The organism is Neisseria wadsworthii 9715, assembly GCF_000227765.1.
In the GTDB taxonomy this organism is placed as follows: Bacteria; Pseudomonadota; Gammaproteobacteria; order Burkholderiales; family Neisseriaceae; genus Neisseria; species Neisseria wadsworthii.
Genome location: NZ_JH165159.1, coordinates 626371 through 651621, shown reverse-complemented (window position 1 = coordinate 651621; position 25251 = coordinate 626371). Strand labels below are relative to the sequence as shown.

Annotated in this window: 24 protein-coding genes and 1 tRNA gene; 3 read left to right on the top strand and 22 right to left on the bottom strand. The window is 50.8% G+C overall.

Annotation, left to right across the window (positions count from 1 at the left end):
* Nucleotides 1–218: 218 nt before the first annotated feature.
* The 5 genes from HMPREF9370_RS02800 to sodA form a co-directional block, all read right to left on the bottom strand.
* On the bottom strand, nucleotides 219–644 hold the full coding sequence (locus HMPREF9370_RS02800; RefSeq protein ID WP_009115778.1) for a hypothetical protein: 426 nt from the start codon (nucleotides 642–644) through the stop codon (nucleotides 219–221).
* A gap of 212 nt (nucleotides 645–856) precedes the next feature.
* On the bottom strand, nucleotides 857–1333 hold the full coding sequence (locus tag HMPREF9370_RS02795; protein ID WP_009115777.1) for a DUF4112 domain-containing protein: 477 nt from the start codon (nucleotides 1331–1333) through the stop codon (nucleotides 857–859).
* Nucleotides 1334–1599: 266 nt separating this feature from the next.
* Nucleotides 1600–3063: a betaine-aldehyde dehydrogenase gene (gene betB / locus HMPREF9370_RS02790; protein WP_009115776.1), complete on the bottom strand. Its 1464-nt coding sequence runs from the start codon at nucleotides 3061–3063 to the stop codon at nucleotides 1600–1602.
* A 317-nt stretch (nucleotides 3064–3380) separates the two neighbouring features.
* Nucleotides 3381–4907, bottom strand: a complete 1527-nt coding sequence (locus tag HMPREF9370_RS02785) for a beta-N-acetylhexosaminidase (protein WP_009115775.1) — start codon at nucleotides 4905–4907, stop codon at nucleotides 3381–3383.
* A gap of 313 nt (nucleotides 4908–5220) precedes the next feature.
* The gene (sodA, locus tag HMPREF9370_RS02780; protein WP_009115773.1) at nucleotides 5221–5844 is read right to left on the bottom strand and encodes a superoxide dismutase [Mn]; all 624 of its coding nucleotides are present in this window, start codon (nucleotides 5842–5844) and stop codon (nucleotides 5221–5223) included.
* Between the two features lie 309 nt (nucleotides 5845–6153).
* Here sodA and HMPREF9370_RS02775 point away from each other — a divergent pair, with 309 nt between their 5' ends.
* Complete coding sequence (locus tag HMPREF9370_RS02775; RefSeq protein WP_009115772.1) at nucleotides 6154–6675, top strand: hypothetical protein; 522 nt, start codon at nucleotides 6154–6156, stop codon at nucleotides 6673–6675.
* 347 nt (nucleotides 6676–7022) lie between these two features.
* Entirely contained in the window at nucleotides 7023–8111 is a 1089-nt protein-coding gene (locus HMPREF9370_RS02765) for a FlxJ family methyltransferase (RefSeq protein WP_009115770.1), read from the top strand.
* A 65-nt stretch (nucleotides 8112–8176) separates the two neighbouring features.
* Here the strand turns inward: HMPREF9370_RS02765 and HMPREF9370_RS02760 are convergent, their stop codons facing one another.
* From HMPREF9370_RS02760 to HMPREF9370_RS02715, 10 genes are all read right to left on the bottom strand, one after another.
* Nucleotides 8177–9418 (bottom strand): aromatic amino acid transporter, encoded by a 1242-nt coding sequence (locus tag HMPREF9370_RS02760; RefSeq protein ID WP_040666823.1) that lies wholly within the window; start codon nucleotides 9416–9418, stop codon nucleotides 8177–8179.
* A gap of 197 nt (nucleotides 9419–9615) precedes the next feature.
* Nucleotides 9616–9691, bottom strand: a tRNA-Asn gene (locus tag HMPREF9370_RS02755).
* 80 nt (nucleotides 9692–9771) lie between these two features.
* Nucleotides 9772–10242, bottom strand: a complete 471-nt coding sequence (rlmH, locus tag HMPREF9370_RS02750) for a 23S rRNA (pseudouridine(1915)-N(3))-methyltransferase RlmH (protein ID WP_009115768.1) — start codon at nucleotides 10240–10242, stop codon at nucleotides 9772–9774.
* 24 nt (nucleotides 10243–10266) lie between these two features.
* Nucleotides 10267–10659 (bottom strand): ribosome silencing factor, encoded by a 393-nt coding sequence (gene rsfS, locus HMPREF9370_RS02745; RefSeq protein ID WP_009115767.1) that lies wholly within the window; start codon nucleotides 10657–10659, stop codon nucleotides 10267–10269.
* A gap of 317 nt (nucleotides 10660–10976) precedes the next feature.
* Nucleotides 10977–12248, bottom strand: a complete 1272-nt coding sequence (ftsZ, locus tag HMPREF9370_RS02740) for a cell division protein FtsZ (protein WP_009115766.1) — start codon at nucleotides 12246–12248, stop codon at nucleotides 10977–10979.
* A gap of 152 nt (nucleotides 12249–12400) precedes the next feature.
* Nucleotides 12401–13636 carry a cell division protein FtsA gene (gene ftsA, locus HMPREF9370_RS02735; RefSeq protein WP_009115765.1) on the bottom strand — a complete coding sequence of 412 codons (1236 nt, stop codon included), beginning with the start codon at nucleotides 13634–13636 and terminating at the stop codon, nucleotides 12401–12403.
* Nucleotides 13637–13663: 27 nt separating this feature from the next.
* A complete protein-coding gene (locus tag HMPREF9370_RS02730) occupies nucleotides 13664–14401 on the bottom strand; it encodes a cell division protein FtsQ/DivIB (protein ID WP_009115764.1) in 738 nt (245 codons plus the stop codon).
* Nucleotides 14391–15302, bottom strand: a complete 912-nt coding sequence (locus HMPREF9370_RS02725) for a D-alanine--D-alanine ligase (protein WP_009115763.1) — start codon at nucleotides 15300–15302, stop codon at nucleotides 14391–14393. Before HMPREF9370_RS02725 ends, HMPREF9370_RS02730 begins: the two co-directional genes overlap by 11 nt.
* A 76-nt stretch (nucleotides 15303–15378) precedes the next feature.
* A complete protein-coding gene (gene murC, locus HMPREF9370_RS02720) occupies nucleotides 15379–16776 on the bottom strand; it encodes a UDP-N-acetylmuramate--L-alanine ligase (RefSeq protein ID WP_009115762.1) in 1398 nt (465 codons plus the stop codon).
* A gap of 347 nt (nucleotides 16777–17123) precedes the next feature.
* Nucleotides 17124–17918 (bottom strand): thiazole synthase, encoded by a 795-nt coding sequence (locus HMPREF9370_RS02715; protein ID WP_040666822.1) that lies wholly within the window; start codon nucleotides 17916–17918, stop codon nucleotides 17124–17126.
* On the opposite strand from HMPREF9370_RS02715, the gene HMPREF9370_RS11965 reads away from it, so the two are divergent.
* The gene (locus HMPREF9370_RS11965) at nucleotides 17917–18060 is read left to right on the top strand and encodes a hypothetical protein (RefSeq protein WP_009115760.1); all 144 of its coding nucleotides are present in this window, start codon (nucleotides 17917–17919) and stop codon (nucleotides 18058–18060) included. The two genes, HMPREF9370_RS02715 and HMPREF9370_RS11965, sit on opposite strands and share 2 nt — an antisense overlap.
* Here HMPREF9370_RS11965 and yciA read toward each other — a convergent pair.
* The 7 genes from yciA to yccS form a co-directional block, all read right to left on the bottom strand.
* Nucleotides 18046–18489 (bottom strand): acyl-CoA thioester hydrolase YciA, encoded by a 444-nt coding sequence (yciA, locus tag HMPREF9370_RS02710; RefSeq protein WP_009115759.1) that lies wholly within the window; start codon nucleotides 18487–18489, stop codon nucleotides 18046–18048. The two genes, HMPREF9370_RS11965 and yciA, sit on opposite strands and share 15 nt — an antisense overlap.
* 105 nt (nucleotides 18490–18594) lie before the next feature.
* Nucleotides 18595–18789 carry a sulfur carrier protein ThiS gene (thiS, locus tag HMPREF9370_RS02705; RefSeq protein WP_009115758.1) on the bottom strand — a complete coding sequence of 65 codons (195 nt, stop codon included), beginning with the start codon at nucleotides 18787–18789 and terminating at the stop codon, nucleotides 18595–18597.
* A gap of 138 nt (nucleotides 18790–18927) precedes the next feature.
* On the bottom strand, nucleotides 18928–20085 hold the full coding sequence (locus HMPREF9370_RS02700; RefSeq protein WP_244963481.1) for an FAD-dependent oxidoreductase: 1158 nt from the start codon (nucleotides 20083–20085) through the stop codon (nucleotides 18928–18930).
* A gap of 11 nt (nucleotides 20086–20096) precedes the next feature.
* Nucleotides 20097–20462: a TIGR02328 family protein gene (locus tag HMPREF9370_RS02695; RefSeq protein ID WP_009115756.1), complete on the bottom strand. Its 366-nt coding sequence runs from the start codon at nucleotides 20460–20462 to the stop codon at nucleotides 20097–20099.
* On the bottom strand, nucleotides 20459–21412 hold the full coding sequence (locus HMPREF9370_RS02690; RefSeq protein WP_009115755.1) for a LysR family transcriptional regulator: 954 nt from the start codon (nucleotides 21410–21412) through the stop codon (nucleotides 20459–20461). Before HMPREF9370_RS02690 ends, HMPREF9370_RS02695 begins: the two co-directional genes overlap by 4 nt.
* Nucleotides 21413–21775: 363 nt before the next feature.
* Complete coding sequence (gene moaA / locus HMPREF9370_RS02680; protein WP_040667375.1) at nucleotides 21776–22750, bottom strand: GTP 3',8-cyclase MoaA; 975 nt, start codon at nucleotides 22748–22750, stop codon at nucleotides 21776–21778.
* A gap of 265 nt (nucleotides 22751–23015) precedes the next feature.
* Nucleotides 23016–25178 (bottom strand): YccS family putative transporter, encoded by a 2163-nt coding sequence (gene yccS / locus HMPREF9370_RS02675; RefSeq protein WP_009115752.1) that lies wholly within the window; start codon nucleotides 25176–25178, stop codon nucleotides 23016–23018.
* Nucleotides 25179–25251: the final 73 nt, after the last annotated feature.

Here is a 25251-nt window from a genome sequence, read left to right as displayed (position 1 = left end):
GGGCACCATCGCTATTTTTGGTGCGCCATTAAAGAATACGCCAAGTCCAACCCAGCGTCCAGCCATTGGTTTTCAGACAGGCATTGCCTACGGCTATAACAAATTACCAAATCGTCTCTTTAAGCTAAGGCGCAGCAACACTGAACCTTTAAAATAAACACAGACCCGGAATCATCGGGTCTGTGTTCGCATCAAGCCTTTCATTTATAAATAAATGCTTACTTGCCTTGGGTAGCTTCCTTAGCGGCATTAACAGCATCTTTGGCTGCATCTTTCGCTTTATGTGCCGCTTCTTTGGTTGCTTGCGCAGCATCGTGAGCTGCTTCTTTAGTTGCCTGAGTGGCATCGTGAGCTGCCTCTTTGGTTGCCTGAGCGGCATCGTGGGCTGCTTCTTTCGTTGCTTGTGCAGCTTCTTTCGCCATATCTTTGGCTTCGGTTACTGCCTCTTTAGCCGCCGCACTCGCTTCCGCGCCCGTTTCTTTTGCATTGTGTACTGCTGAATCAACGGCAGATGCAGCTTGATCTTTAGCGTCTTTCACATCTTCTTTAACTGCCTGTGCAGCTTCTTTGGTTTCTTGTTTGGTCTCTTGCGAGCAAGCGCCTAACGCAGTAACAGCCATTGCGATAGCTAAAAATTTTTTCATATCTGATCCTCTCGTAAATTAGATTATCGGCTTGATTTAAATCAAGCCTTGTAAAATCATAACACATTTCAACCCATATCAAGAAAAACAACAGTAGCGGGCTAAGCCTTTATATAGCTATAAAATAATCGGAGCAATAAGCTGATCGGCTTTACCCTGCCCTATTGTTTGATTCCTGTTTCGGCCGCTCAACTGCATTTCACAGCAAGCAATTAAAACAAATTCGGCAACCAATGATACAGCACCGCCAGCAAGGAGAACGTCCACTTCGCCAGCATCACAATACCCGCCAGCATCAGCACAATCCCCACCGCCGCCATCGCCGCCTGACGGTTGACCCAGCTGACTACCGCCTTATCTCCGGCGGCAAAACCTTCAATCAGAGCCAGATTGCGTTTGTAGGATTTATTCACAAAGTCCAACACCTCGCCCAGCAACGGAATCAGGCCGATAAAAATATCCAGCAGGCTGTTGAACAAAATGACTAGTGTTAGCCGCGCCGAACGCAGCTTTACCGCCGACAAATACAAAAACACTGCATGAAAACTCTGCGACAATATATCGCCGGCTACCGGCACCAAACCGATAATGCCGTCGAGGTAGTTGTCATCAAGCCAATAGCTGATTTTTTTCGCTGAGTGGTAGCTGCGGCTTTGCTGGAGCGAATGCAGTCTTTTCGGATGATTCATGGCTATCTCTTATTTAGATGTTTTATAGAAAATGAGTAAGCAACATACTACAACTGCGAATCATAGTAAAAGGCCGTCTGAAAACTTATGGCAAAGATTCAGACGGCCTGTGTTTGAGATGGGGCTGTTTGAGAATGGATTTTAGATATGGTTGTCCGTATTGTGGACACAGTTGAAGTTGCGATAATCTCAAAACTCAACGTGAATGCCTGTCTGAAAACAAGCAATGCTGCGGGTTTATGAGAAGCTAAAAACTGCAGACGGCCTCAAAACACCGACTGATAATCCCCCAGCTCCACCAGCACCGATTTGGTTTGGGTGTAGTGCATCAGCGTTTGAACGCCGTTTTCGCGGCCGATGCCGGATTGTTTGTAGCCGCCCACGGGCATTTGCGCGGGCGATTCGCCCCAAGCGTTAATCCAGCAGATGCCTGCCTGAAGCTGGCCGATGATGCGGTGGGCGCGTTTTACATCGGGCGTGACCACGCCTGCGGCCAAGCCGTAGTCGGTATTGTTGGCGCGCACGATCACTTCTTCTTCGGTGGTGTAGGCCAAAATGCTCATCACGGGGCCGAAAATTTCTTCGCGGGTGATGGCCATGTCGTCGGTGCAGTCCGTAAACACGGTGGGGGCAACGTAAGCGCCGTTTGCCATGCCGTTTTCTTTCAGACGGCCTCCGCCCGCCAAAAGACGTGCGCCTTCCGCTTTGCCTTTTTCGATATAGGCCAACACTTTTTCCATGTGCGGAAAGCTTGCCAGCGGGCCGAAGTTTACGTTTTCGTCGAGCGGGTCGCCGGCACGGATGCGGGCTACGCGCTCCAGCACTTTGGCTTCAAACGCTTCTTTTTTGTTTACCGGCACAAACACGCGCGTGCCGTTGGTACAGACTTGGCCGGAGCTGTAAAAATTGGCCATCAGGGCAATGTCGGCGGCGAGGTTTAAATCAGCGTCGTCGCAGATAATCAGCGGTGATTTGCCGCCCAATTCCATTGTTACTTCTTTCAGGGAAGACGCAGCGGCCTGCGACATCACTTTTTTGCCGGTCGCCACGCCGCCGGTAAACGATACTTTGGCAATCTGCGGATGGTTGCTCAAGGCCTCGCCCACGCGCCAATCGCCTTGAACGACGTTGAACACGCCGTCGGGCACCCCGGCTTCGGTGAAGATTTCCGCCAGTTTCAACGCGCCCGTGGGCGTAACTTCACTGGGTTTGAAAATCATGGCATTGCCCGCCGCCAATGCAGGCGCGGCTTTCCACATGGCAATCTGAATCGGATAGTTCCACGCGCCTATGCCCGCCACCACGCCCAACGGCTCTTGGCGGGTGTAGGCAAACGCGGTGTCGCGCAGGGGAATTTGGCGGCCTTCAATGGCTTTCGCCAAACCTGCATAATATTCAATCACATCCGCGCCGGTCACGATATCGACATACAGGGTTTCAGACAGGGGTTTGCCGGTATCCAAGGTTTCGATACGCGCCAATTCGTCGTTGCGTTCGCGCAGAATGGCCACGGCTTTGAGCAGGATACGGCTGCGTTCTACGGCGGTCATCGCCGCCCAAACTTTTTGGCCTGCCGCTGCGGTTTGCACGGCAGTTTCGATTTCGGCTTCGCTGCTTTGCTGCACCACCGCGAGCATTTCGCCATTGGCAGGATTAATATTTTCAAAAGTTTCGGCTTGTGAATCGGCGGCGGTATAGGCGCCATTGATGTATGCGGTTAATGTTTGCATGGGTACTCCTTTTTATTTATATGCGGCATTGCCCGGTAATTGAGCCTTGCTGTTTTAATTATTGTGTTGAACGGCTGCCCGGCAGCTATATAAGACATTTAAACTTGAAATGCTTAGAAATACGGTGTATTTCGGGCAAATAAATGTGTGAAAGGCTTATTATCAATATAAACTTATCGTGAATATTCGGTTCCCGGCCATATTTGGCTTTTTACCATAACATATTTAAAACAAGCTGTCATGGCGCGGGGATTAGAATAATGCCTGTCTGAAAAATATTTTCAGACAGGCATTGCATTAATTAGAAAATGAAAGGGTTAACCGGTAAACAATTCAATCGGCACTTTTTTATCTATCCACAAAGTATTGTCGAGATATTTATAGGCGCGGTAATTCACACCCTCTTTTTCGGCTGTGTCTTCGGTTTCCTGCCAATTGCCGTTCAGCACCACCTTATTACTTTCCGCACCACGCACCCAAACATTCAGGTTTTTCCGCTCTTGCAGCGCCTGCTCCTGCAATAAATACAGGCTCTCGGTGCCGTTATCTTGAAGATTGAACGCTTCGCCATCCTGAATCAGCGACCAATCCATATAGCTCTGCTTCAGCGAGTTGCCTGAGAGCACGGCCAAGTTCTGCATCAGTTTATCACCCGAATCGGCTTCGGCATGGGTTTTGCGGATGATTGATTCCAACAAACCGGCCGTATATTTCTGGATGGTTTTGCTGCTCATCGAACCGGCATTTTCGCCCCAAATAGCCAGCGCGGCTCCCATGATTTTATCGGTGTTTTTAACCGCATTCTGCTGGTTTTCGCCATCCCACACGCCTAGGTTCCAACGGTTGATGATGTCGCGCGTGGCAAAATCACTGTTATAGGAAGTGCCCCACTCCTGCTTAGGGTTGACATACAAATAATAAGAATTGTAGTTCAACACACTAAAGCCTTTTTCAATCAAATCGGGCATGCTGGTGCGGATTCTGCGGCGCTCTTGAGAAGCTTGTTTATTTTGCACATCGCCATCATAGCTCCAATAAGTGACTTGGATTTCAGGATTAAGCTTATCTACCGTGGCTTTAATGATGCCGTCGTTCCATATGCGGGTGGTTAAGCCTTTTTGCTTGAGAAAAGCCGATAAATCATTGGCATATGCAATAAATTCATGGTTGCTGTCAACGCTGTAACCGAATTCGTCGCCGCCGATATGGAAGTGGCGGCTGCTGTCGCCAAACGCATCGGCCACTTCACCAATCAGCGATTTCATGAACGCAATGCTTTCAGGATTGGTGATGTTGATTTCTTCGTCGGAATACTTGGATTTAATCTTGTTAACAAAATCTTTACCACGATGCGCTTCCAGTAAAGTGAAAATCGTGGTCATATGGTTGGGGCTGTCCACTTCGGGAATCAGCTCGATATTTTTTGATTTCGCATACGCTTTGATTTCTTCAAGCTGCTCGAAACTTAAGAAAGGTTTGCCCGTTACGGGATTGATATACACGCCGTCGGCATTGCGCGTAGCGTCTGCTGCGCGCTGGTTCAAGATATGGCTTTCCAGCGCGTAGTTTTCGTGATCTGAAAAATGCAGATGCAGGAAATTGCCCCCGGATTTGGCAATAGTGTCGATAAAGTCTTTGATGACATTGGTCGGATAAAAATGGCGGGCGGTATCCAGCATCAGGCCGCCTTGTTTGGGTGCCACGCTTTGTGCAGCTGCATTCATAAGGATTTTTTCCGGATCGGTTGAAGCTTGTGAAAAACCAACTGTACCGGCTGCCGCCAGTATCAGCAGCAGCGACAACGCGCGTTTTAGGCGGGGCAGTTTGGATGTGTTTTTACTCATAATATGTGTTGTGTTGTACTCGGTTTTATTGGCATATTTAAAGATTATACCAATTGCATATTAAATTATGCCAACATTTACTAAAATTGTGACAGATATTTCCCTGAATGTGAAAGATACGGTATAAACGGCATATCACTGTGCAACATTTAATGCTGCACAAGACGGCGAACCGTAGACAATACAAACAGCCGCTCGTTAGCCATTTCACTTATACAAAAAACACCATATGCACTTTTCTATTTTATATCAAACAAATAAAACCATGCCTGTCTGAAATATTTTCAGACAGGCATGGTGCGATTATAGCATATTATGCTGTTTGCGATTCAAACCTGCGCGCGGCCTCATCCCAGTTGACAACATGCCAATATGCTTTCACATAATCCGGCCTACGGTTTTGGTATTTCAGATAATAAGCATGTTCCCACACGTCCAAGCCGATAATCGGATAGCCTTTGCAGCCGGCAACCGCTTCGCCCATCAGCGGGGAATCCTGATTGGCAGTCGACACCACTTTCAAGTGCCCTTCATCCAACACCAGCCATGCCCAGCCCGAGCCGAATCGGCTGGCCGCTGCTTTTTCAAATTCGGCCTGAAAGTTTTCCACCGAGCCGAAATCGCGCTCAACGGCTGCTTTCAATTTGCCTGACAACTGTGTGCCCTGCTTCAGGTTCTTCCAGAAAAAAGCATGGTTGGCATGCCCGCCTGCGTTATTGCGCAACACGGTTTGCTTGTCGGCAGGTAATTCGCTTAAACGGGCAATCAATTCTTCCACCGGCAAACCGGCAAATTGAGGCAGGTTTTCCAATGCAGCATTGGCGTTGTTCACATAAGCCTGGTGATGTTTGGTATGGTGGATATTCATGGTCATTTCATCGAAATGTGGTTCCAGTGCGTCATAAGCATAACCGAGTTCGGGTAAGGTATAAGCCATAAGGTTCCTCTCTCTCAAATATCAGTAAACAATGTTTGATTTATGATAATAATTATTATTTATATATAATGCAAGATATTGTGATGCCTGTCTGAAAATATTCAGACAGGCATTTATAGGGCTGGGAAACACCTATTTCACTCAAACCGGCGAACCAATGCTGAGGGATATCAAATTTTTTAGTTATATATTTGTGAGAAGCTGTAAACTTGTGTCAGAATACACATAATTCATTACATTAATTTTCTGTTTTCATTGTCATAAAGTAGTCTAGATTTGCCGGCAAACCCCGATCACAAAGGAGCTTCTATGAAACCATCTTTCTCTACACTTTTGACATTCGGCGCAGTTTTGGCTTTGTCTGCATGTGCGGCACAGCATAAGCCTGAAAGCCAAACGCCTGAAACCCGGTCTTCCGAAGTACAAAGCCCGACAAAAACTTCCGGCGCATGCCGCAGCATTGGCGAAGGCCGAAAAATCAACAACAAAGGCAAAAACGAAGCTTACATGTGTTCTGCTTCTGCTGCGCTTAACTCCAAAGAAGCTCATGAAGTGCTTAATCCGGCTATTAAAGTCAGCTACGGCAGCACAGGCAACCAAACTTTGGTATCACGCCAAGTAGCCAATTCAGTAGGGAAAACACCTGATGAAACCTGCCAACGTGCATTCTTGAGTGCGGTCAAACGTTTCCAATCCACTGCGGTTAAACAGAATGCCAAATCCGTGCGTTTAGTAAGCTATTTCGACAAGCAAACCAAAGGCGGCAGCGAATACGAATGCCACATCGGCACGTGGAACAGCCGCGTGGTACTTAAAGGCAGCCTTCATTAAGTTTGGCTCAGCCGCTCAAGCCGTTTGACGCAATGGGTTCAAACGGCTTTATCTTTCTTAAAGCTATCGCTAGCAAACTGAATACTCGGGATATAGTCAATCAACTTAATTTTTGATACAAGACAACAAGCCGCAGACACTACAAGCAATACGGAGCTGATTTTGTTGCTGCTTCAGCAAGCTCATAAAATCGTTCTCTTTGAGCTAAGGCGCAGTAACGACATAGCAAAAGTTAAGTTGATTGACTATAAGCAACGAACCACGTTGCAAAACATTAAGTTTTTCGGCCATACATTTGATTTACGCTACAATGCTGACTGCATGATTCACATTCACTCGGAACCATAATGAAATTATCCCCCGCTTTAGAAGAACGCTACTGCACCGAACAACTTTCTGCCGGAGCCGCCCAAAGATTGGCCCAGGAAATCGCATTCGGCCCCATCGTGTTCCAAGTTTCACGGCTGATGGTTAAATTCGGCATTCTCGACCGCCTAAACGAGCGGCAGGCAAACGGCATGTCTTTAGACGAAATCGCCGAAAGCGCCGGTCTGAGCCGCTATGCTGCCCAAGTATTGCTTGAAGCATCTTTGTCTATCGGTACCGTGCTTATTCAAAATGATAAATATGTCATCAGCAAAGCCGGCTGGTTTCTGATCAAAGACAAAATGTCGCGCATCAATATGGAATTTGTACAGGAAATCTGTTATCAAGGCATGTTTGATCTGGAAGCCACGCTGCTGAGCGGCAAACCTGAGGGGTTGAAAGTGTTCGGCCAATGGCCGACGATTTACGAAGGCTTGTCCCAGCTTCCGCCTCAAGCACAGGAAAAATGGCTGGCATTCGACCATTTTTATTCCGACAGTGCTTTCCCCGAAGCTTTGAAAATCATCTTTTCCAAGCCGGTTAAGCGCTTGCTGGATATCGGCGGCAACACCGGCCGCTGGGCGCAGCAATGCGTGGCATACACCCCTGAAGTAGAAGTAACCATTATGGATCTGCCGCAACAGCTGGGCTTAATGCGCGAAGCCGTAGCAGGCAGCTCCGGCGCGGAACGCATTCACGGCCACCCTGCCGACCTGCTCGATGCTTCCGTACCCTTTCCGAAAGGTTTTGATGCTATATGGATGAGCCAGTTTCTCGACTGCTTTTCCGAAGATGAAGTTACCAGCATCTTGCACCGCGCCGCACAGTCGATGAGCAGCCACACTGATCTATACATCATGGAGCCGTTCTGGGATAGACAGCAATACGAAACCGCGGCCTATTGCTTAACCCAAACCAGCCTCTATTTCACCGCACTGGCCAACGGCAACAGTAAAATCTACCATTCTGAAGACATGATACGCTGCATCCACAATGCTTGTCTGAAAGTCGAAGCCGTTCATGACGGCTTGGGAATGGGGCATACGATTCTTAGGTGTAGAAAGATTTAAATACAACAATGCCTGTCTGAAAAAACATTTTCAGACAGGCATCTTCATTAAAAAATCACTGTGTATCAGCCTTTAAACACCGGCGCCAAACCCCACTGGCTAAACAGCTGCGCCGCGATATTAATCACGCCAAACAAAAACACCCAAACCATCAACCCAACACCGCCATACACATGGTAATGATCGTTGATACCGAATTTCTTGCGCGCTTTATACAACATCATGGCCGGAACAATAGAAGTCCACACTGCCGCCGCCAAGCCCACATAACCAATGGCTGTTACAAAGCCGGTGGGCAGCCACAAACACAGAAGCAAAGGCGGTAAAAAAGTGATGGCGGCAGTTTTGGTACGCCCCGCAATATCATCAGCAAATTTAAACATGTCGGCCAAATAATCAAACAAACCCAGGGTTACGCCTAAAAAGGAAGAAGCAATCGCCATATAAGCAAAAAAACTCAAAATCTTTGCCATCACCCCCACTTGCACGTAATTCGCCAGATTCTCAATCAACACACTCACATCGCCATCTGCAGCAATAACCGGTGCAAAAGCCGAACGCGGCAAATTGCCCTGAACCGCCAGCTGCCACGAAACATAAATAAACAATGCAATCAGCGTGCCCAGCCACAAAGCTTTTGCCACCTTAGGCGCATCGTGATCAAAATATTTCAGCAAGCTGGACACATTACCGTGAAAACCGAACGAAGCCAAACAAACAGGCAGTGCAGCAGCGATATAAATCCAATAAGGCGTATCGGTCGGCGCAGCAGCATCCAGCAAAACCGGTATTTGTACCGAACCGAGCAATCCACCGGTTGCCCAGAAAAACGCAATAATCATCCCGCCCAATAACACGCTCGCCACACGATCCACCAAGCGCGCCGAAAGCCACACACATTCGGCAAAAACCACCGTAAACAGCAGCTGCCCCACATATAAAGGCTGCTCGGAAGCCGTAAGCGAACCGACCGTTTGTGCCGTAAGGTTACCGCCCACAAAAATATAAGCGTAAGTGAGCAGATAAAGCACAAATGCCACCGCCAATCCGTTCACAACATTCCACCCTTGGCCGAGCAAGTCTTTCACCATCGTGTCAAAGCTCGAACCATGCGAATAATGAGTGTTTACCTCCAAAATCATCAAACCACCCGACAACATGGAAAACCATGTATACACCAGCACTACTAACGAGCCGATAAACCAAATACCGGAAGTAGCCGTGGGATTCGCAAACATGCCGGCACCAATAACTGTGCCGGCAATTAATAAAGCACCGCCGATAAGCGATGGTTTTTTGGCAGACATTCTTGTCCTTTCATCCATTTTTAGAAGTAGCTTAAAACATTTATTTTCTTCATGAGCTTAATGGCTATGAAACTGGATTTTTGATACAAGGCGGTAAAACGAGACAACGCTGCATATTACGCAACCATAAATTAAATTAAATGATCTTCACAGCAGAATATAAAATGAGCCTGAGTATATAACTCAGGCTCTGAATTTGGCTCCCCGACCTGGGCTCGAACCAGGGACCTGCGGATTAACAGTCCGTCGCTCTACCGACTGAGCTATCGGGGAATAAAAATAAATTATAACCAGCCTATTTTACTCTGTCAAGCACTAACCACATCCCAACTACTTTTCAGACAGGCATCCGATTACTCACGGTGATACGGGTGATTATTCAAAATAGTTTCGGCACGGTAAAGCTGTTCAGTTAACAACACGCGCACCATTCCATGCGGCAAGGTCATATTCGACAACCGTATCATCAAACTGGCTTTCTGCTTCAAAGCATCAGTCATACCATCTGCTCCGCCAATCACAAAGCAGATATGCTCCCCATCACGCTTCCATTGAGTCAGATATCCGGCAAGCTCCACCGAAGTGGGTGCTTTCCCGCGCTCATCCAGTACCACCAAAAAAGCGCCATTCGGTATTGCTTCCAAAATTCTGCGCTCTTCAGCCAACATACCTTGCGCGGCATTCACCCCAGCCCCTCGTTTTTCCGGCTTGATTTCTTTGATTGTATATTGAATATCCCTTCCAAATCTTTTGGAATATTCCTTCACCGCATCATCAACCCAGCCCGGCATTTTGGTGCCTACTGCTAAAACCGTGATATTCATCGCATAAATCTGCTGTTTTCTCGATTAATTATCTGCTGCATGCCAAGGTTTCTGCGAACCGGCATGGAAAGATGGTTTTTCACCACCCCATAAAGCTTCGATATCGTAAAAATCACGTACCGCAGGCAACATCACATGCACCAGCAAGTCTCCCGCATCAACCAATGCCCATTCACCTGAATCCTGCCCTTCGCTACCTAAAATTTCAAAACCAGCTTCTTTTAAATCCACCGACACATTATTAGCCAACGCTCTTACTTGTCGGGTGCTGTCACCACTGGCAATAATCATGCGGGAAAACAAAGAAGTCTTCTCACTGGTGTCCAACACAATGATGTCTTTCGCTTTAACATCCTCCAACGCATTTACAGCAACATCGGTCATGAGCTGCAAATTTTGTAACTCTTGTTCTGTCATTTAGTTTCCTGATATAAATTAATAATTTACTAACAAACGGCTGTTTCTAAGCCGCTCTATTTGTAACATTCGGTATGTTTACTGCCATTCCGGGTGAATCCAACACAGTATGAAATATTAAAGCCCATGGCTATATCACACTCTATAAAATCCGCCAACTAATACGTCGATGAAAAGCTGAATATTTCGCATTATAGCCGAACGCTTAACTTTTCAGACAGGCATCACGATCAATGTGCCCCTTTTCTATTGATTGAATATATGCCTGTCTGAAAAAATAAGCCGGGCATACACCCGGCTTATCCCCATTAACCTGTTTAATCGTTATGATTATTTTGATTCTGCTTACGGCGTAACATGGCCGGGATTTCCAAGTCATCCAAAATAGCTTGATTGGAGAAATCAGCGGCCGACAAATCCATTTTCCGTGTGCCACGACCCGAACGAATCACATTATCCAAATTCGGATAGCTACGCTCTCCCATCATTCTTGCAGCCGCCTCCATTTCATCCAACTCATTAGAAGAATAAGCTGCTTGACCACGACCTGAATGGCTTGAACCAAAAGCTTGGCCGCGAACATTCTGACGCAAACCGCCCTGATGAGCAGGCTGCGTATAGTTTTCTTTCAAACCGGTCGCAATAATGGTAACGCGAATGGCATCTTCCGGCATATCCTCATCTTCCGATGTACCATATTTGCGCTCTGAATCAGGGTGCGCATATTCATTTACCACACGCATGATCTCGCGGTATTCGGACATTTTTAAGCAGCCCGGGGCAGTGGTAATGTTTACCAGCACGCCGCGCGCACCATCAAGGCTAACATTATCCAACAGAGGGCTTGCAATCGCCTGCTCGGTAGCCAAACGTGCACGATCAACACCTTGAGCCGAACCTGAACCCATCATGGCCATACCTGTAATGCTCATCACATTTTTCACATCGGCAAAGTCAAGGTTGATAAAGCCGGGACGGGTTACCACTTCGGAAATACCTGCAACCGCAGCATGCAATACATTGTCTGCAGCTTGGAATGCTTCACGCACAGTAACATCTTCACCCAAAGCAGTCATCAATTTATCATTCGGAATCACGATCAAAGAATCTACTTGGCCTTTAAGCTGCTCGATACCTTGGTGAGCGATATTGATACGCTTGCCTTCATGCTCAAACGGGCGGGTAACAACAGCAACTGTTAAAATACCCAACTCTTTAGCAATTTCCGCAACAACAGGCGCTGCGCCGGTGCCGGTGCCGCCGCCCATACCCGTTGTGATAAACAACATATTGGCCCCCCGGATGGCATCGGCGATAGCTTCGCGGTCTTCTTGAGCCGCTGCACGACCCACTTCCGGATTGGCACCCGCTCCCAAACCACGAGTAAGATTAGTACCCAATTGAATACGTTTTGGTGCTTGGTTTTTGCCCAAAGCTTGCGCATCAGTATTTGCGCTGATAAATTCAACACCGGCAATGGTGTTGTTAATCATATTGTTAATCGCATTGCAGCCTCCGCCGCCAATGCCGATCACTTTAATTACCGCAGGGCTTGCGGCAGACTCTACTACGTCGTAAACCAAATCCATTTAATATGCTCCTCAGCGCCCTGCGTTAGGACGTACAAAAATTTTTGCAAATAAGTGTTATTATAAAGAACTCTTTATTACTTGTATACTTGGCAAAAGCGTTCTTTTCGGCATCTTGAGCGATTGTTATAACTACTTCACGCAACTTTCAATTAAAAGTTATTTCTTAACCAATCTCTGATTTTGGTCCACAAACTTTCTTTACTGTTACCAACAGCTACCGCACCACTCACACTCTTACCTTCCAACTCTCCGCGAGCCGCCTGCAACAAACCGATAGCCGTAGCATAGCGTGGATTTCTTATGCGCTCCGACACGCCAGCCATGTCTTGCGGCACACCAATACGGGCCGGTACTTGGAAAATTTCTTCTGCCAATTCAACCATACCCGGCAACAAAGATGCGCCGCCGGTCAGCACCACACCTGAATTCAACACTTCTTCCGGGAAACCGGAACGGCGCAATTCATTTAGCGTCAGTTCCAAAATTTCTTCTACACGCGGACCAATCACTTGAGCCAACACGCTGCGGGGCACTTGACGCATCGGCCGGTCGCCTACACTGGGCACTTCCACCATTTCATCTTCCATGTCCATATCAGCAATCGCCAAACCATGGTGGATTTTAATGTATTCGGCATGCACATATGGTGTTCTCAAAGCATGGGCAATATCACTGGTAATCAAATCGCCTGCTACAGGAATAACCGCAGTATGGCGGATGGCGCCGTTGGTATAAACAGCAATATCTGTGGTACCGCCACCGATATCAATCACGCACACGCCCAAGTCTTTTTCATCTTCAGTCAAGACCGCCTGCCCGCTCGCTAAGGGCTGGAGCATGATTTGCTCCATATGTAAGCCGCAGCGGTTGACGCATTTTTGGATATTCTGTAGAGCGGTAATGGCGCCGGTGATGATGTGGACACGGGTATCCAAGCGCACACCGCTCATACCTATCGGCTCTTTAACACCCGGCTGGTTGTCAATGATGTATTCCTGCACTACGGTGTGCAGAATATTATGATCAGGCGGAATATTGATGGCTTTGGCCGTTTCAATTGCGCGGTCGATGTCGGCCTGAGTTACTTCACCGTCTTTGATTTTAACCACGCCTTGGGAATTCATACTGCGGATATGATTGCCTGCAATACCGGTGGTTACGCTGTCAACCTTACTGTCGGCCATGCGTTCGGCTTCTTCCATTGCCTGCTTGATGGCTTGTGCGGTTGCGTCGATATTGGTTACCATGCCTGCTTTCAAGCCGCGTGAAGGCGCCTGCCCCAAACCGACAATATGGATTTCGTTGTCGTCTCCTATCTCGCCTATCAGAGCAATCACTTTAGATGTGCCGATATCCAATGCGCTGATGTATTGTTTGTTAATCATAATATTCCATTCGATGAATTCGATTTGTTAATCTTCTTGTTGGTTTTCGTTCGCTGCAACCGTGTTGCCGGCTGCCTTTTTGCGTATGGCAAAGCCGTCTTTATAGCGCATATCCACATAATCCAATACGGTTTGTTGCGGTTTTAATATGCTGCGCCACACTTCGGTAAATCGGGTTAGGCGCTCTTTTTCTTTTTCGCGCCCGAGGTGGACGGTAATATGGTTGTCCAACTCTACCGACCAAGCGGAACGGGGGGTATAAATCAGTTTCTGGATTTTCAAATTTAGCGGAACAAGCTGCTGTTGAAACAATTCGTAATGTTCCACCATATTTTTTTCTGTGCCGGGCTCGCCTTCAAATGCCGGAAACACTTCATCGCTGGATGCTTTGAAAATTTTTCCGCTGCTGCTGACAAGCCTGCCGTCTTTCCAACGCGCTACCGGCTGATGCTCTGCCAACTGGATTTCCACCGTATCGGGCAATCGTCGGCTGACTACAACCGTATCTATCCAGGGCATGGATTCAAATGCAATCTGAGCGCCGTTTAAATCTGCCTGAAAAATATTGCCGCGCATGTATTCTTGTGCAATTTTTTCCAATTCCGTGCTGTTTGTGCGCGCCAAATTGCCTTCTATTTTAACCTGTTTAATCGGGAAATAGGTGGAATTATACAACCATGCAATAATCACGACCAAACACAGCACAACAGCCAGCAGAATCAGCCAGCCTCTGAAACGGCGGAAGGGTTTTAACTTATCCGACATGTGCGCTCTTTAGTATTTCCACACACAAATCGGCAAACGGTATGCCTTGCTGGGCCGCCGCTTTCGGAACCAAACTGGTAGCGGTCATGCCCGGTAGGGTGTTTACTTCAAGCAAATAGAGTTGACCTTGTTCGTCTTTCAAGAAATCGATGCGTCCGTTGCCTTCGCCGCCTATTGCCTCGAATGCGCGGATGGCCAGTTCACCCATCTGTTTCTCTTCTGCTTCGCTTAAGTCAGACGGGCAAAGGTAAACCGTATCGTCCCGCTCGTATTTGGCTTCTTTGTCGTAAAACTCGTTTTTCGGAATAATCCGTATGCTGGGGAGGGCCTTTCCGTTGAGCACTGAGCAGGCGTATTCGCCGCCGCCGATAAATTTTTCTGCCAAAATTGCGCCGTGCATGTGCTTGATGGATTCATAAGCGGCTTTGAGGCTGCCGGCTTCTTTCACCTTAATCACGCCGACGCTGCTGCCCTCTGCGGCAGGCTTGGCAAAAAGCGGCAGACCGAGTTCGCGCTCAACCGCATCAAAATCGGTTTCATCCGTCAAAACAGCATAATCGGGCACCGGCAAATCCAATGCTTTCCAAAGCAGTTTGCAGCGGTATTTGTCCATACCGATGGCTGAAGCCAAAACGCCGCAACCGGTGTAAGGAATGCCGAGCATTTCGAGGGCGCCCTGCACCATGCCGTCTTCACCGCAAGTGCCATGCAGAATATTAAAGGCAACATCGAACTGCTGAGTTTTCAATTCGCCCAGCGGCGTTTCTTTCGGGTCAAACGCATGGGCGTCGATGCCTTTGCTTTTCAAAGCCGCCACAATCGCTCTGCCGCTGCTCAACGAAACGTCTCGCTCACTGGAAAAACCGCCCATCAACACGGCTACTTTACCGAAATCCTGCATGTATCATCCTTTAATTTCTATACTCTGAATGCCGTCTGAAACCCGTCGGGCTTTTTTCAGACAGGCATTGCCGTTCCTATTTGCAAGCATCCACCAAAGCCTGCGCGGTTTTGTTGATGCTGCCCGCACCCATAGTCAACACCACATCGCCGTCTTGCAGCACGTTCAGCAGGGTTTGCGGCAGTTGGTTCACATCTTCGCAATACATCGGTTCCACCTTACCCAGCACGCGGATGGCGCGGGCCAATGCGCGGCTGTCGGCTGCAACAATCGGCTCCTCGCCCGCCGCGTACACTTCGGTCAGCACCAAACTGTCTACCGTGGTTAATACGCCGACAAAATCTTCAAACAAATCGCGGGTACGGGTATAGCGGTGCGGTTGGAACGCCAACACCAAACGTTTATCGGGATAAGCACCGCGCGCCGCTGCCAATGTGGCCGCCATTTCAACCGGATGGTGGCCGTAATCGTCAACCACCAAAGCTTTGCCGCCTTGCGGCAAGGTAATTTCGCCATAACTTTGGAAACGGCGGCCCACTCCGGCAAAACCGGCCAAGCCTTCCCGAATGGCGTCTACGCCTGCACCACATTCCAGCGCTACACCAATAGCGGCCAACGCATTCAACACATTGTGGCGGCCGGGCATGTTCAAAACAACGCCAAACGGCTCGACACCGCTTTTCGGCGCGTGCACGGTAAAGTGCATTTGGGCGCCTTCTGCGCGCATATCGGTTGCATAAATATCGGCCGATTCGTCCAAGCCGTAGGTAGCGAAAGGTTTGCTGACTTTCGGGATGATGGCGCGCACATGCTCGCTGTCGACACACAAAAACGCTTTACCGTAGAAAGGCATGCGGTGGATAAAATCCACAAACGCCTGATGCAGCTTTTCAACGCTGTGGCCGTAGGTTTCCATGTGGTCGGTGTCGATATTGGTTACCACCGACATCACCGGTGTCAGATGCAGGAAAGAAGCGTCGGATTCGTCTGCTTCGGCCACGATATACTGGCCGTGCCCCAGTTGGGCATTGGTACCTGCGGCGGTTAACTTGCCGCCGATTACGAATGTGGGATCCAAACCTGCCGCGGCCAAAATAGAAGCCGTGAGGCTGGTGGTGGTGGTTTTGCCGTGTGTGCCGGCAACGGCGATGCCTTCGCGGAAGCGCATTAGCTCGGCCAGCATCAGGGCGCGCGGAATCACGGGAATTTTCTGCGCCAGCGCTTCCACCACTTCGGGGTTTTCCCGCTTAACCGCGGTGGAAGTAACCACCACATCTGCTCCGTTTACATGCTCTGCCGTGTGGCCGGGATAAACCTGAATGCCCAAGCCTGCCAAATGGCGGGTTACGGCACTTTGCGCCTGATCGGAGCCGGAAACGCTAAAACCGAGGTTATGCAGCACTTCGGCAATGCCGCACATTCCCGAGCCGCCGATGCCGACAAAATGGATGTTTTTCACTCTGTTTTTCATCATATCCGTATTTCCAATCTGCGCTTTTCAGACAGGCATTTGCGCTGTTGCGCAAGCCCTGTGGTTCGATTTTTAAAACCTGTTATTTTAAAGTGTGCAAAGAAGATACGCTATGATTTTTATACGTGCATGAAAATATTTTTCAGAAACTTACTTTCCCGCTCTTCGGATGCTTGCAGGCGGCAGTTTAAATGGATATTTTCTGCCTCTGCCATGTAACGGCCAAGCAGATTACACGGTAAGGATACCGTGATATTCGGACACCGCTTTGCGGGGTATTCTTTAACAAGCTGCTTTGCTATAACAAAAATGCCTGTCTGAAAACATTTCAGACAGGCATTTTGTCTTCTTCAATACTCCGCGGAATGCCAAAACGGCTGCCCCACGGTGGGTGTGCTGGCTTGTGCCTGTTCGCGCGGCTGCACGGGTTCGGCTCCGTATGCCAAGCGCCCCGCTTCCACCGCCAGCGCAAAGGCGTGCGCCATATCGGTGGGGCTGCCGGAGCGGGATACGGCGGTGTTGAGCAATACGCCGTCGTAGCCCCATTCCATTACTTGTGCCGCCTGCGAAGGCAGGCCTAAGCCGGCATCGATAATCAGCGGGGTTTCAGGCAGGCGTTCGCGCAAAACTTTCAACGCATATTCGTGCACCACGCCCAAGCCGGTGCCGATCGGCGCCGCCCACGGCATCAGCGCTTGACAGCCCGCATCCAGCAGGCGGCGGCAGGCAATCAGGTCTTCCGTGCAATACGGCAGCACTTTAAAGCCGTCGTCGATCAGGATTTTCGCGGCCTCGACAAGCTGGAACACATCGGGCTGGAGCGTGTCGTCGTCGCCGATCAGTTCGAGCTTGATCCAATCGGTTTCAAACACTTCGCGCGCCATTTGGGCTGTGGTTACGGCTTCTTGAACGCTTTGGCAGCCGGCGGTGTTCGGCAGGATGGGGATGTTCATTTCCTGAAGCAGCGCCCAAAAGCTCTGCCCGTGGGTTTCGCCGCCCGAACCGGCTCGGCGCAGCGACACGGTAATCATGGCGGGCTTGGCAACGGCCACCGATTGGCGCAGCACTTCGGTGGTGGGATAGGCTGCGGTGCCGAGCAGCAGGCGTGAAGGGAAGGTTTGATCGTATAGGGTAAATGGGTTCATGAACATTCTTTCGGGGCTATGGCCGATCCGCTTACATAATAACGATACCGTCATACTGGGGCTTGACCCGAGCATGACGAACGTACTCTTTTTCAGTTGGTTGGCTATACGCCTGTCTGAAAACGGTTTATCCGTTGATTAATGCTTTTTCCAAATCGGGGTTGTTTTCTCTGGGCACCGGGCGCGGGTTGCCTTCGGCGTCGATCGCGACATAGGTGAAAACGGCTTCGGTTACCAGCTTACGGGCATTGTCTGCATTGTCATGCATGGGCTTTTTAATCCACACTTCGATTTTGATTTGCAGCGAAGTGTTGCCGACCCGCACGCAATAGCCGTAGCAGCAGACCACGTCGCCCACGCTCACGGGCCGGATAAACGCCATTTTTTCCACCGCCACGGTAACGACGCGCCCTTGTGCGATTTCGGCTGCCAAAATGCCGCCGCCGATGTCCATCTGCGACATAATCCAGCCGCCGAAAATATCGCCGTTGGGATTGGTGTCGGCCGGCATGGCGAGGTTGCGCAGCAGCAGGCTGCCTTTGGGTGATGTGTGTTCGGTTATCGTATTCATTTTAGGTTCTCTTTTCCGACGGACATACAATAACAATGTCCGCGCTTAATTTCACCACGCCGCACAAGCAGCTTCCTTTCATCTCCACTCCTTTTCAGACAGGCATCAGCCGCCCACTACGGGTTTGACGATATCGACTTTGTCGCCTTCGTTCAACACCGTTTCGGCATAACGGCCTTTCGGCACAAAGCCTGTGTTCACCGCCACGGCAAACGGCTTGGCCGGCTCGGTTTGTGCGATTAAATCGGCCACCGTCTGCCCGTCCAATTCAACGGCGTCGCCGTTTAAAATAATCTTCATAACCACCTCTCGGAATTGATTGGAGCGCAATGCTCCGGATGAAATCAGAATGCCTGTCTGAAACGGTTTCCCGTCAGACCCTTACAACCGCTTAAACATATAGCAATCCGCTCACATAATAACGATAGCATCATACTCTTAAGTTGATTCGCTATACATGGCGGCTTGACCGGGCATTTCAATATAAGGCAACGCGGTTTCGGCATCCTGCGGCAAGGGCTGCTGCCCGTCCATCAAAGCCAAAGCCAGCCGCACCGCCGCTCCGGTTACCGCCGGCGCAATCATAAAACCGTGGCGGAACAAACCGTTCACTTCCATCACGCGCGTTTCGCGGCTGAAACGGATTTCGGGATTATGGTGGTTTAAAGTCGGCCGCAAGCCTACCGCTATTTCCAACACTTGCGCCTCGCCAAACGCCGGATGCACGGCATACAGCGCCGACAACAATTCCAAACCCGAGCGCACGCTCACCGGCGCACGGCTTTCGCTTTCAATTTGGGTGGCACCGATCACAAACACATGCTGCTCTTTCGGCGCGATATAAAGCGGATAACGCGGATGCAGCAGCCGCACGGGGCGGTTGAGCGAAATTTCCGGCGCATACACCCGCGCCACTTCGCCGCGGATGCCGCGCAGCCTGCTGGGCGAAGGCGCGGCAGCACGGTTCCACACGCTTTGCGCGCCGAAACCGCGGCAGTCGATTACCCATTGGTAGCTTTGCCGCAAGGTTTCCACATCGGTTTCCGTGTGCCAATGGCAGGCAAGCTGCTGCTCCAGCGAGTCGGCCAAAGCCAGCAGCACCTGGCGCCCGTCGAGCTGCCCTTCTTCGGGCAGATAAATGCCTGTCTGAAAACGCGGGGCAAGCTGCGGCTCGTGTGCGGCAATGTCTGCACGCTGCCAATGCTGCGCCACATCGCCTGCGGCGCGGTGCAAATGCTGCTCAAACTGAACCGCCAGCGGCTTATCCTGCGGGTGCCACACAATCAGGCTGCCGTTTTGCTGCATAAACACGGGCTTATCCAAACGGCTTAAAATATCGCGCCACAAGGGAATGCTCTGCCTGCCCAACGCCACCACCAAAGGCGTGGCTTCCACCGATTCCGCCGAAGGCGCCAGCATGGCGGCCGCCACAAACGCCGCGGCATCGCTGCCTTCGCGCGGGCCTTTGTCGAATACATCCGCCTTAATGCCATGCTGCATCAGCTGCCAAGCCGTTAAGCGGCCTACCAGCCCGCCGCCCAATACGGCCACCATTGCGCCCCCTTTGTGCCGAAGGTCGGGCGATTCTGTTTTCATGTCAAACAACCTCATTCCAAAATAATGTTTTTGCCGCGCAAATTATCCAAACATTCCGCCATATAGGCATCGTCGTGCTCGGGATACAGCGGCGTTTGCGGCGGCACCGGCGCCAGTTCGGCATAAGCCGCTTCGGTTTTGCCCCGATACAGCGGATCGAACCAGCGCCCGTCGGGTTGGTAGCCGCGCCGCAGCATTTCCCGCATCACCAATTCGTGATAGAGAAACAGCAAATAAGGGGAATGCGCAAACACATAATTCACCGTGGCATGCGGCTTGCCCCAGCCGCCGCCGCGCAAAGCCGCGCATTCCCTGTGCTGCCCCAGCAATTGGGCGCGGGGCAGCTTTTCAATCAAATCCTGATGCCACAGCCTCATGAAGCGGATTGCTCCGGCCATTCGGCCATTTCCAGCACGCTGAGCCCCGGCAGGTCGGCAAAGCCTTTATCGCGCACAATCCGGCAGAAGTTTTCCAAGTAGCTTTTGCCCGCGTCTTCCGAACGGATGGCGGCATAAAGCTCGCTTTGCAGACCTTTTCGGGTGATTTTGCGCGAAATCACATAGCCTTTTTCCAGATACGGCATCACCGTCCAATAAGGCAGCGCGGCAATCCCGCGGCGGCTTGCCACCAATTGCACAATGGCAATCGTGAGTTCGCTGTGGCGGCGCGGCGGGTTGATGCCTTCGGGCAGCAGCACTTTGCGCAGTAAATCCAGCATATCATCGGGCACGGGATAAGTAATCAACGTTTCGTCCGCCCAATCTTGCGCTTCCCACACTTCTTTCTCCGCCAAAGGATGGTCGGGCGCACAAATGCCCACCATTTCGTAGGCAAACAAAGGCCGGTAGGCAATGCCGGTTTGCGGCACGGCTTCCGAAACAATGGCCAAATCGGCGCGGTGCGTGAGCAAAAGCCCCACCGGATCGGCCTGAAAACCCGACACGATATCCAATTCCACCTGCGGCCACAAGGGGCGGAACACGCCCATCGCGGGCATCAGCCAGTCGAAACAGGTATGGCATTCCACCGCCAGCCGCAATTCGCCCGCTTCGCCTTCGATAATCTGCGCCATATCGCGCTCTGCCGCGGCCACTTGCGGCAGCAGGTCGCGCGCCAGTTTCAGCAGCCGTTCGCCCGCCGGCGTGAAGCGCAGCGGGCTGGACTTGCGCTCGAACAGCGGCGTTTCATAATAATTTTCCAGCGCCCTGATTTGGTGCGACAGCGCCGACTGCGTTAAAAACACGCGCTTGGCCGCCAGAGACACGCTGCCGGTTTCTTCCAAAGCCAGCAGGGTTTTGAGGTGGCGCAATTCGATAATGGATTCCATAGCTTTTCAGACAGGCATAAACGGAGGCCTATATTAAAATAATTCATATTGACATGCAAATGATTGCAAATGGTGTATGCCTGTCTGAAAAAGATTCAGACAGGCATTGCAATGCCAACTGCTTGGCGGAATAAGGAATTCTTGGTTTTGCTTTATTTTAAGCTTGCGCTTCATGGTGGCGCGGCCATCGGGTTGGTACACAATACGCCGGGGTGCATTCCATGCAAAACCAGAGCACCCCCATATGGAGTGAATCAACTTAAAAGTATGACGCCATCGTTATTATGTAAGTGGATTAACGATAAACACATGCCTGTCTGAAAACCGGTTTTTCAGACAGGCATGTGTTTAATCATGGAAGCTCTAGCCGCCGGTCAGCGCCATCACGCGGATGATTTTTTTCGGGTTTTCTACAAACTCGTGTTTCTCCGGCTTTTTCATCACCGCATCGCGTATGGTTTGCTCCAATTCGGCATCGGTGCAGCCTTCGCGCAGCATCGGGCGCAGAGCGACTTTGTCTTCCTGCCCCAGACACAAATGGATATTGCCGGTGGCGGAAAGGCGCACGCGGTTGCAGGTGGCGCAGAAATGCTGGCTCATCGGAGTAATCAGGCCGAGGGTGAAACCGCCGCTGCGGCTTTGCCAATAACGGGCCGGGCCGCCGCCGATTTTGCCTTCGAACGGTACTAAGTCAAACCGCCGCTGCAAATCGGCCAACACGGGCTGGAGGCTCACTTTGGCCTGCGCCTGCCCGGTTTCGCCCATGGGCATGGCTTCAATCAGGTTGAGGATGAAACCGTGTTCGATGCAGAACGCGACCATGTCGTCCAAATCGCGGTCGTTGATGCCTTGCAGCGGCACCATGTTGATTTTGATGCGCTCGAAGCCTTCTGCTTTGGCGGCTTTGATGCCTTCGAGCACTTGCGGCAGGCAATCGGTGCCGGTGATGCTTTGCACACAGTCGCGGCGCAGGCTGTCGAGGCTGATATTGAGACGGCGCACGCCGGCTTGGCGCAGCGCGTGCGCGTGTTTGTGAAGCTGCGTGCCGTTGGTGGTGAGCGAAATATCTTCCACGCCGCTTTGGCGGTTAATCCCGGCCGCCAAGTCGGTTAGACCTTTGCGCAGCAAGGGTTCGCCGCCGGTTAAGCGGAAGCGCTTGGTGCCCAGCCGGGCAAACGCGGCGGCTACGCGGCCTATTTCTTCGATGGTCAGCCATTCTTGGGGAACGGCGAAACCTTTGAAGCCTTTAGGCAGGCAGTAGGTGCAGCGCAAATCGCAACGGTCGGTTACGGATATGCGCAGGTAATCTACGGTGCGGCCGAATGCGTCGGTTAACATGGCATGCTCGCTTGGTGGGTTGGCTGTGGCGGAAAGAGGCAACATCGGCTCTGCCGGCTGTTGGTCGGTTATATGTTTGATTCTAAGCTGGTTTGCAAAGATTGTTGATGCTGCCTTGTATTTAGTGCCTAGTTATTTCGGTGTATGGCAATGCCTGTCTGAAAGATGATGCCGGTGGCGCTTATAAGGATATGCGGCCTAACGCGGGGCGGGCCATAACGATGCCTGTCTGAAAACAGGAAAGCTTTTCAGACAGGCATCGTGTTCACGCAGCGGCCTGCTCGGAAAATTCTTCTTCAACCCGGCTCAAGGCCCGATAACAAGGTTCGAGCAGGTTGGTAATCATCACAAGCTGCTGCCACAAAACATTGCTTTGTTCGTCGTGGTATTCGATATTGTGCAAAACATCCAGCCGGCTGCGGATGGCCTCCATGCGCGCGGCAAAATCCTCCGGCTGCAAATCGCTGATGCGCTCCAGCGTATCGGCCAGCATGTCTGCTGCTTCGAAAAAAACGCCGAGAAAAGCCTGGTCGGTTTCGTTTTTATGGATTTGGTTGCGGTAAGCCCCCAGCGCGGAAATATAGCCGATCAGCGAATAGTTGATTTTCAACAGGCTGAAACCTTGCTGCAAACAATCGCCGTATTTTTCCGGCTCGCCCGACATATCCGACAAAGTGCTCGACAAAGCGGCCGCGCGCTCGTGCGCGTTGCGGCGGGCGCTGCGGTAGAGCACATGGTCGCCGCCGCCGTTTTTCAGCTGCTCCAAAATGCTTTTCAGATAGCCGGCATTCCCGTTCACCGCCTGCACGCCGGTTTTGTTCAAAGCCAAATAGTGCCAGTCCGGCCAGAGGTAGGACACGGCGGCCCAAGCCAGCATTGAGCCGATAACGGTATCGACCATCCGCCAGGGAATCGCGCTAACCGTATCGAAGCCGGCAATCGAAAAGCTGGTAAGCGCCTGTATGGTGATAAAAAAGGTGGAATAGCTGTATTTATTGGTGCGGAAGAAATAAAACAGCGTGGTCGATACCACCACCACAATCAGTTTGGTTTCCAGCGAAGGCGTGAAATAAGGCAGCACGGAACCTATCAACACGCCCGCCAGCGTGCCGATAATGCGCTGCTTGAGCCGCTTTTGCGTGGCCGAATAGTTGGGCTGGCACACGAATACGGCAGTCAGCAACACCCAATAGCCCAAATGCAAATGAGTAATTTCCACCAAAGCGCAGCACACCAGCGTAATCAGTGCCATGCGTACGGCATGGCGGAACGTAGCCGATTCCAAATTAAACTGACCGGATAAAGCCTTCAGAATATTGCGCAACCCGCTGGTTTCGTGGTGCGCGATTCGGGTGGCATCGCCGCTCTGCTCCTGCTCGGGATTGTTTTCCAGATTGCCGAGCTGGAGGTTCACACCGTTGAGGTTGGCCGCCAGCCTTTGCAAAGGATGCACTTCGCTTTCCTCGTGACTTGCCGCGTAATATTGCAGCGATTGCGTCAGGCCTTTTGCGGAGCGTGCCAAACGTTCGTCGTAAGTATAAGCAGTATTATTGCGCAGAGCGGCAGCCACATCGCGGCACGCTTGCGCCTGCAATTCGAGCAAGCGCTGAAAGCGGAAAATCAAGTCGCTGTTTTTCAGCTTTTCGGCCATCTCCTGATACTGAACATGGCTGGAGCTGGCGCGTTCGTGAATATCCTGCGCAGCAAAATAATAACGCAGCATGCGGCTGGTGCGCGGATGGCGGTGCTGGCCGCGCATACGATAAAACAACGCGCTACGGCATTGGTTAAACGCCTGAATCACGCGGCTGTTTTTCATCGCCAGCCGGATTTGCTTCTGCTCAATCTGCCACACTTCGTCGGGGTCGAAAAAATCGGCTTTACCGTCCAGATAATCCGCCAGCGCGGAATACGCAGCAGCCATATTTTCCTGAACGGGGCGGTGTGGGAACACCACATGGCAAAGCAGCGTCATGCCGCTATACAGCAGCGTGCCGATCAGAATCATCAGCGAATTAATATAAAGCGGCTGCTCCGGTTCGTAAGTGAGCAAGGTATAAACCGCCACCGCCAGCGTGCCGAATGCAATCGTGCGGTAGCGCACACCTGCCGCGCCGATAAAGGTGAACGAAAACGCCAAGAGCGTCATCACCGGCACCAGCGCCCACGGCTTGCCCACGGAAAGCTGCGTGGCCAGCGTGGACACGGTAAACGCCAAAAGTGTGATGAAAATATTTTTGATGCGGCCTGTGAGCCGGTTATCCAAATCCACCAGCCCGCCCGCAATCACACCGAGTACCAGCGGAATCGCTTCTATACTTAGATTAAAATAACGTATTGCCAGCGCGGCGACGCACACGCTCAAAAAAACCGGCAACGTGGCAATCACTTTGGCGTTTACCGGCGGCGTTTTAACCATTAACCTCATAAATTATAAGCACTCAAAATGCCTGTCTGAAAACATTGAGCTATAGTCAACCAACTTACATAATAACAACACC

What these genes read in the sequence shown, in the direction of transcription:
- HMPREF9370_RS02800 (WP_009115778.1), bottom strand. Translation starts at nt 644, where the DNA reads ATGAAAAAATTTTTAGCTATCGCAATGGCTGTTACTGCGTTAGGCGCT.
- HMPREF9370_RS02795 (WP_009115777.1), bottom strand. Translation starts at nt 1,333, where the DNA reads ATGAATCATCCGAAAAGACTGCATTCGCTCCAGCAAAGCCGCAGCTAC.
- betB (WP_009115776.1), bottom strand. Translation starts at nt 3,063, where the DNA reads ATGCAAACATTAACCGCATACATCAATGGCGCCTATACCGCCGCCGAT.
- HMPREF9370_RS02785 (WP_009115775.1), bottom strand. Translation starts at nt 4,907, where the DNA reads ATGAGTAAAAACACATCCAAACTGCCCCGCCTAAAACGCGCGTTGTCG.
- sodA (WP_009115773.1), bottom strand. Translation starts at nt 5,844, where the DNA reads ATGGCTTATACCTTACCCGAACTCGGTTATGCTTATGACGCACTGGAA.
- HMPREF9370_RS02775 (WP_009115772.1), top strand. Translation starts at nt 6,154, where the DNA reads ATGAAACCATCTTTCTCTACACTTTTGACATTCGGCGCAGTTTTGGCT.
- HMPREF9370_RS02765 (WP_009115770.1), top strand. Translation starts at nt 7,023, where the DNA reads ATGAAATTATCCCCCGCTTTAGAAGAACGCTACTGCACCGAACAACTT.
- HMPREF9370_RS02760 (WP_040666823.1), bottom strand. Translation starts at nt 9,418, where the DNA reads ATGTCTGCCAAAAAACCATCGCTTATCGGCGGTGCTTTATTAATTGCC.
- rlmH (WP_009115768.1), bottom strand. Translation starts at nt 10,242, where the DNA reads ATGAATATCACGGTTTTAGCAGTAGGCACCAAAATGCCGGGCTGGGTT.
- rsfS (WP_009115767.1), bottom strand. Translation starts at nt 10,659, where the DNA reads ATGACAGAACAAGAGTTACAAAATTTGCAGCTCATGACCGATGTTGCT.
- ftsZ (WP_009115766.1), bottom strand. Translation starts at nt 12,248, where the DNA reads ATGGATTTGGTTTACGACGTAGTAGAGTCTGCCGCAAGCCCTGCGGTA.
- ftsA (WP_009115765.1), bottom strand. Translation starts at nt 13,636, where the DNA reads ATGATTAACAAACAATACATCAGCGCATTGGATATCGGCACATCTAAA.
- HMPREF9370_RS02730 (WP_009115764.1), bottom strand. Translation starts at nt 14,401, where the DNA reads ATGTCGGATAAGTTAAAACCCTTCCGCCGTTTCAGAGGCTGGCTGATT.
- HMPREF9370_RS02725 (WP_009115763.1), bottom strand. Translation starts at nt 15,302, where the DNA reads ATGCAGGATTTCGGTAAAGTAGCCGTGTTGATGGGCGGTTTTTCCAGT.
- murC (WP_009115762.1), bottom strand. Translation starts at nt 16,776, where the DNA reads ATGATGAAAAACAGAGTGAAAAACATCCATTTTGTCGGCATCGGCGGC.
- HMPREF9370_RS11965 (WP_009115760.1), top strand. Translation starts at nt 17,917, where the DNA reads ATGAACATTCTTTCGGGGCTATGGCCGATCCGCTTACATAATAACGAT.
- HMPREF9370_RS02715 (WP_040666822.1), bottom strand. Translation starts at nt 17,918, where the DNA reads ATGAACCCATTTACCCTATACGATCAAACCTTCCCTTCACGCCTGCTG.
- yciA (WP_009115759.1), bottom strand. Translation starts at nt 18,489, where the DNA reads ATGAATACGATAACCGAACACACATCACCCAAAGGCAGCCTGCTGCTG.
- thiS (WP_009115758.1), bottom strand. Translation starts at nt 18,789, where the DNA reads ATGAAGATTATTTTAAACGGCGACGCCGTTGAATTGGACGGGCAGACG.
- HMPREF9370_RS02700 (WP_244963481.1), bottom strand. Translation starts at nt 20,085, where the DNA reads ATGAAAACAGAATCGCCCGACCTTCGGCACAAAGGGGGCGCAATGGTG.
- HMPREF9370_RS02695 (WP_009115756.1), bottom strand. Translation starts at nt 20,462, where the DNA reads ATGAGGCTGTGGCATCAGGATTTGATTGAAAAGCTGCCCCGCGCCCAA.
- HMPREF9370_RS02690 (WP_009115755.1), bottom strand. Translation starts at nt 21,412, where the DNA reads ATGGAATCCATTATCGAATTGCGCCACCTCAAAACCCTGCTGGCTTTG.
- moaA (WP_040667375.1), bottom strand. Translation starts at nt 22,750, where the DNA reads ATGTTAACCGACGCATTCGGCCGCACCGTAGATTACCTGCGCATATCC.
- yccS (WP_009115752.1), bottom strand. Translation starts at nt 25,178, where the DNA reads ATGAGGTTAATGGTTAAAACGCCGCCGGTAAACGCCAAAGTGATTGCC.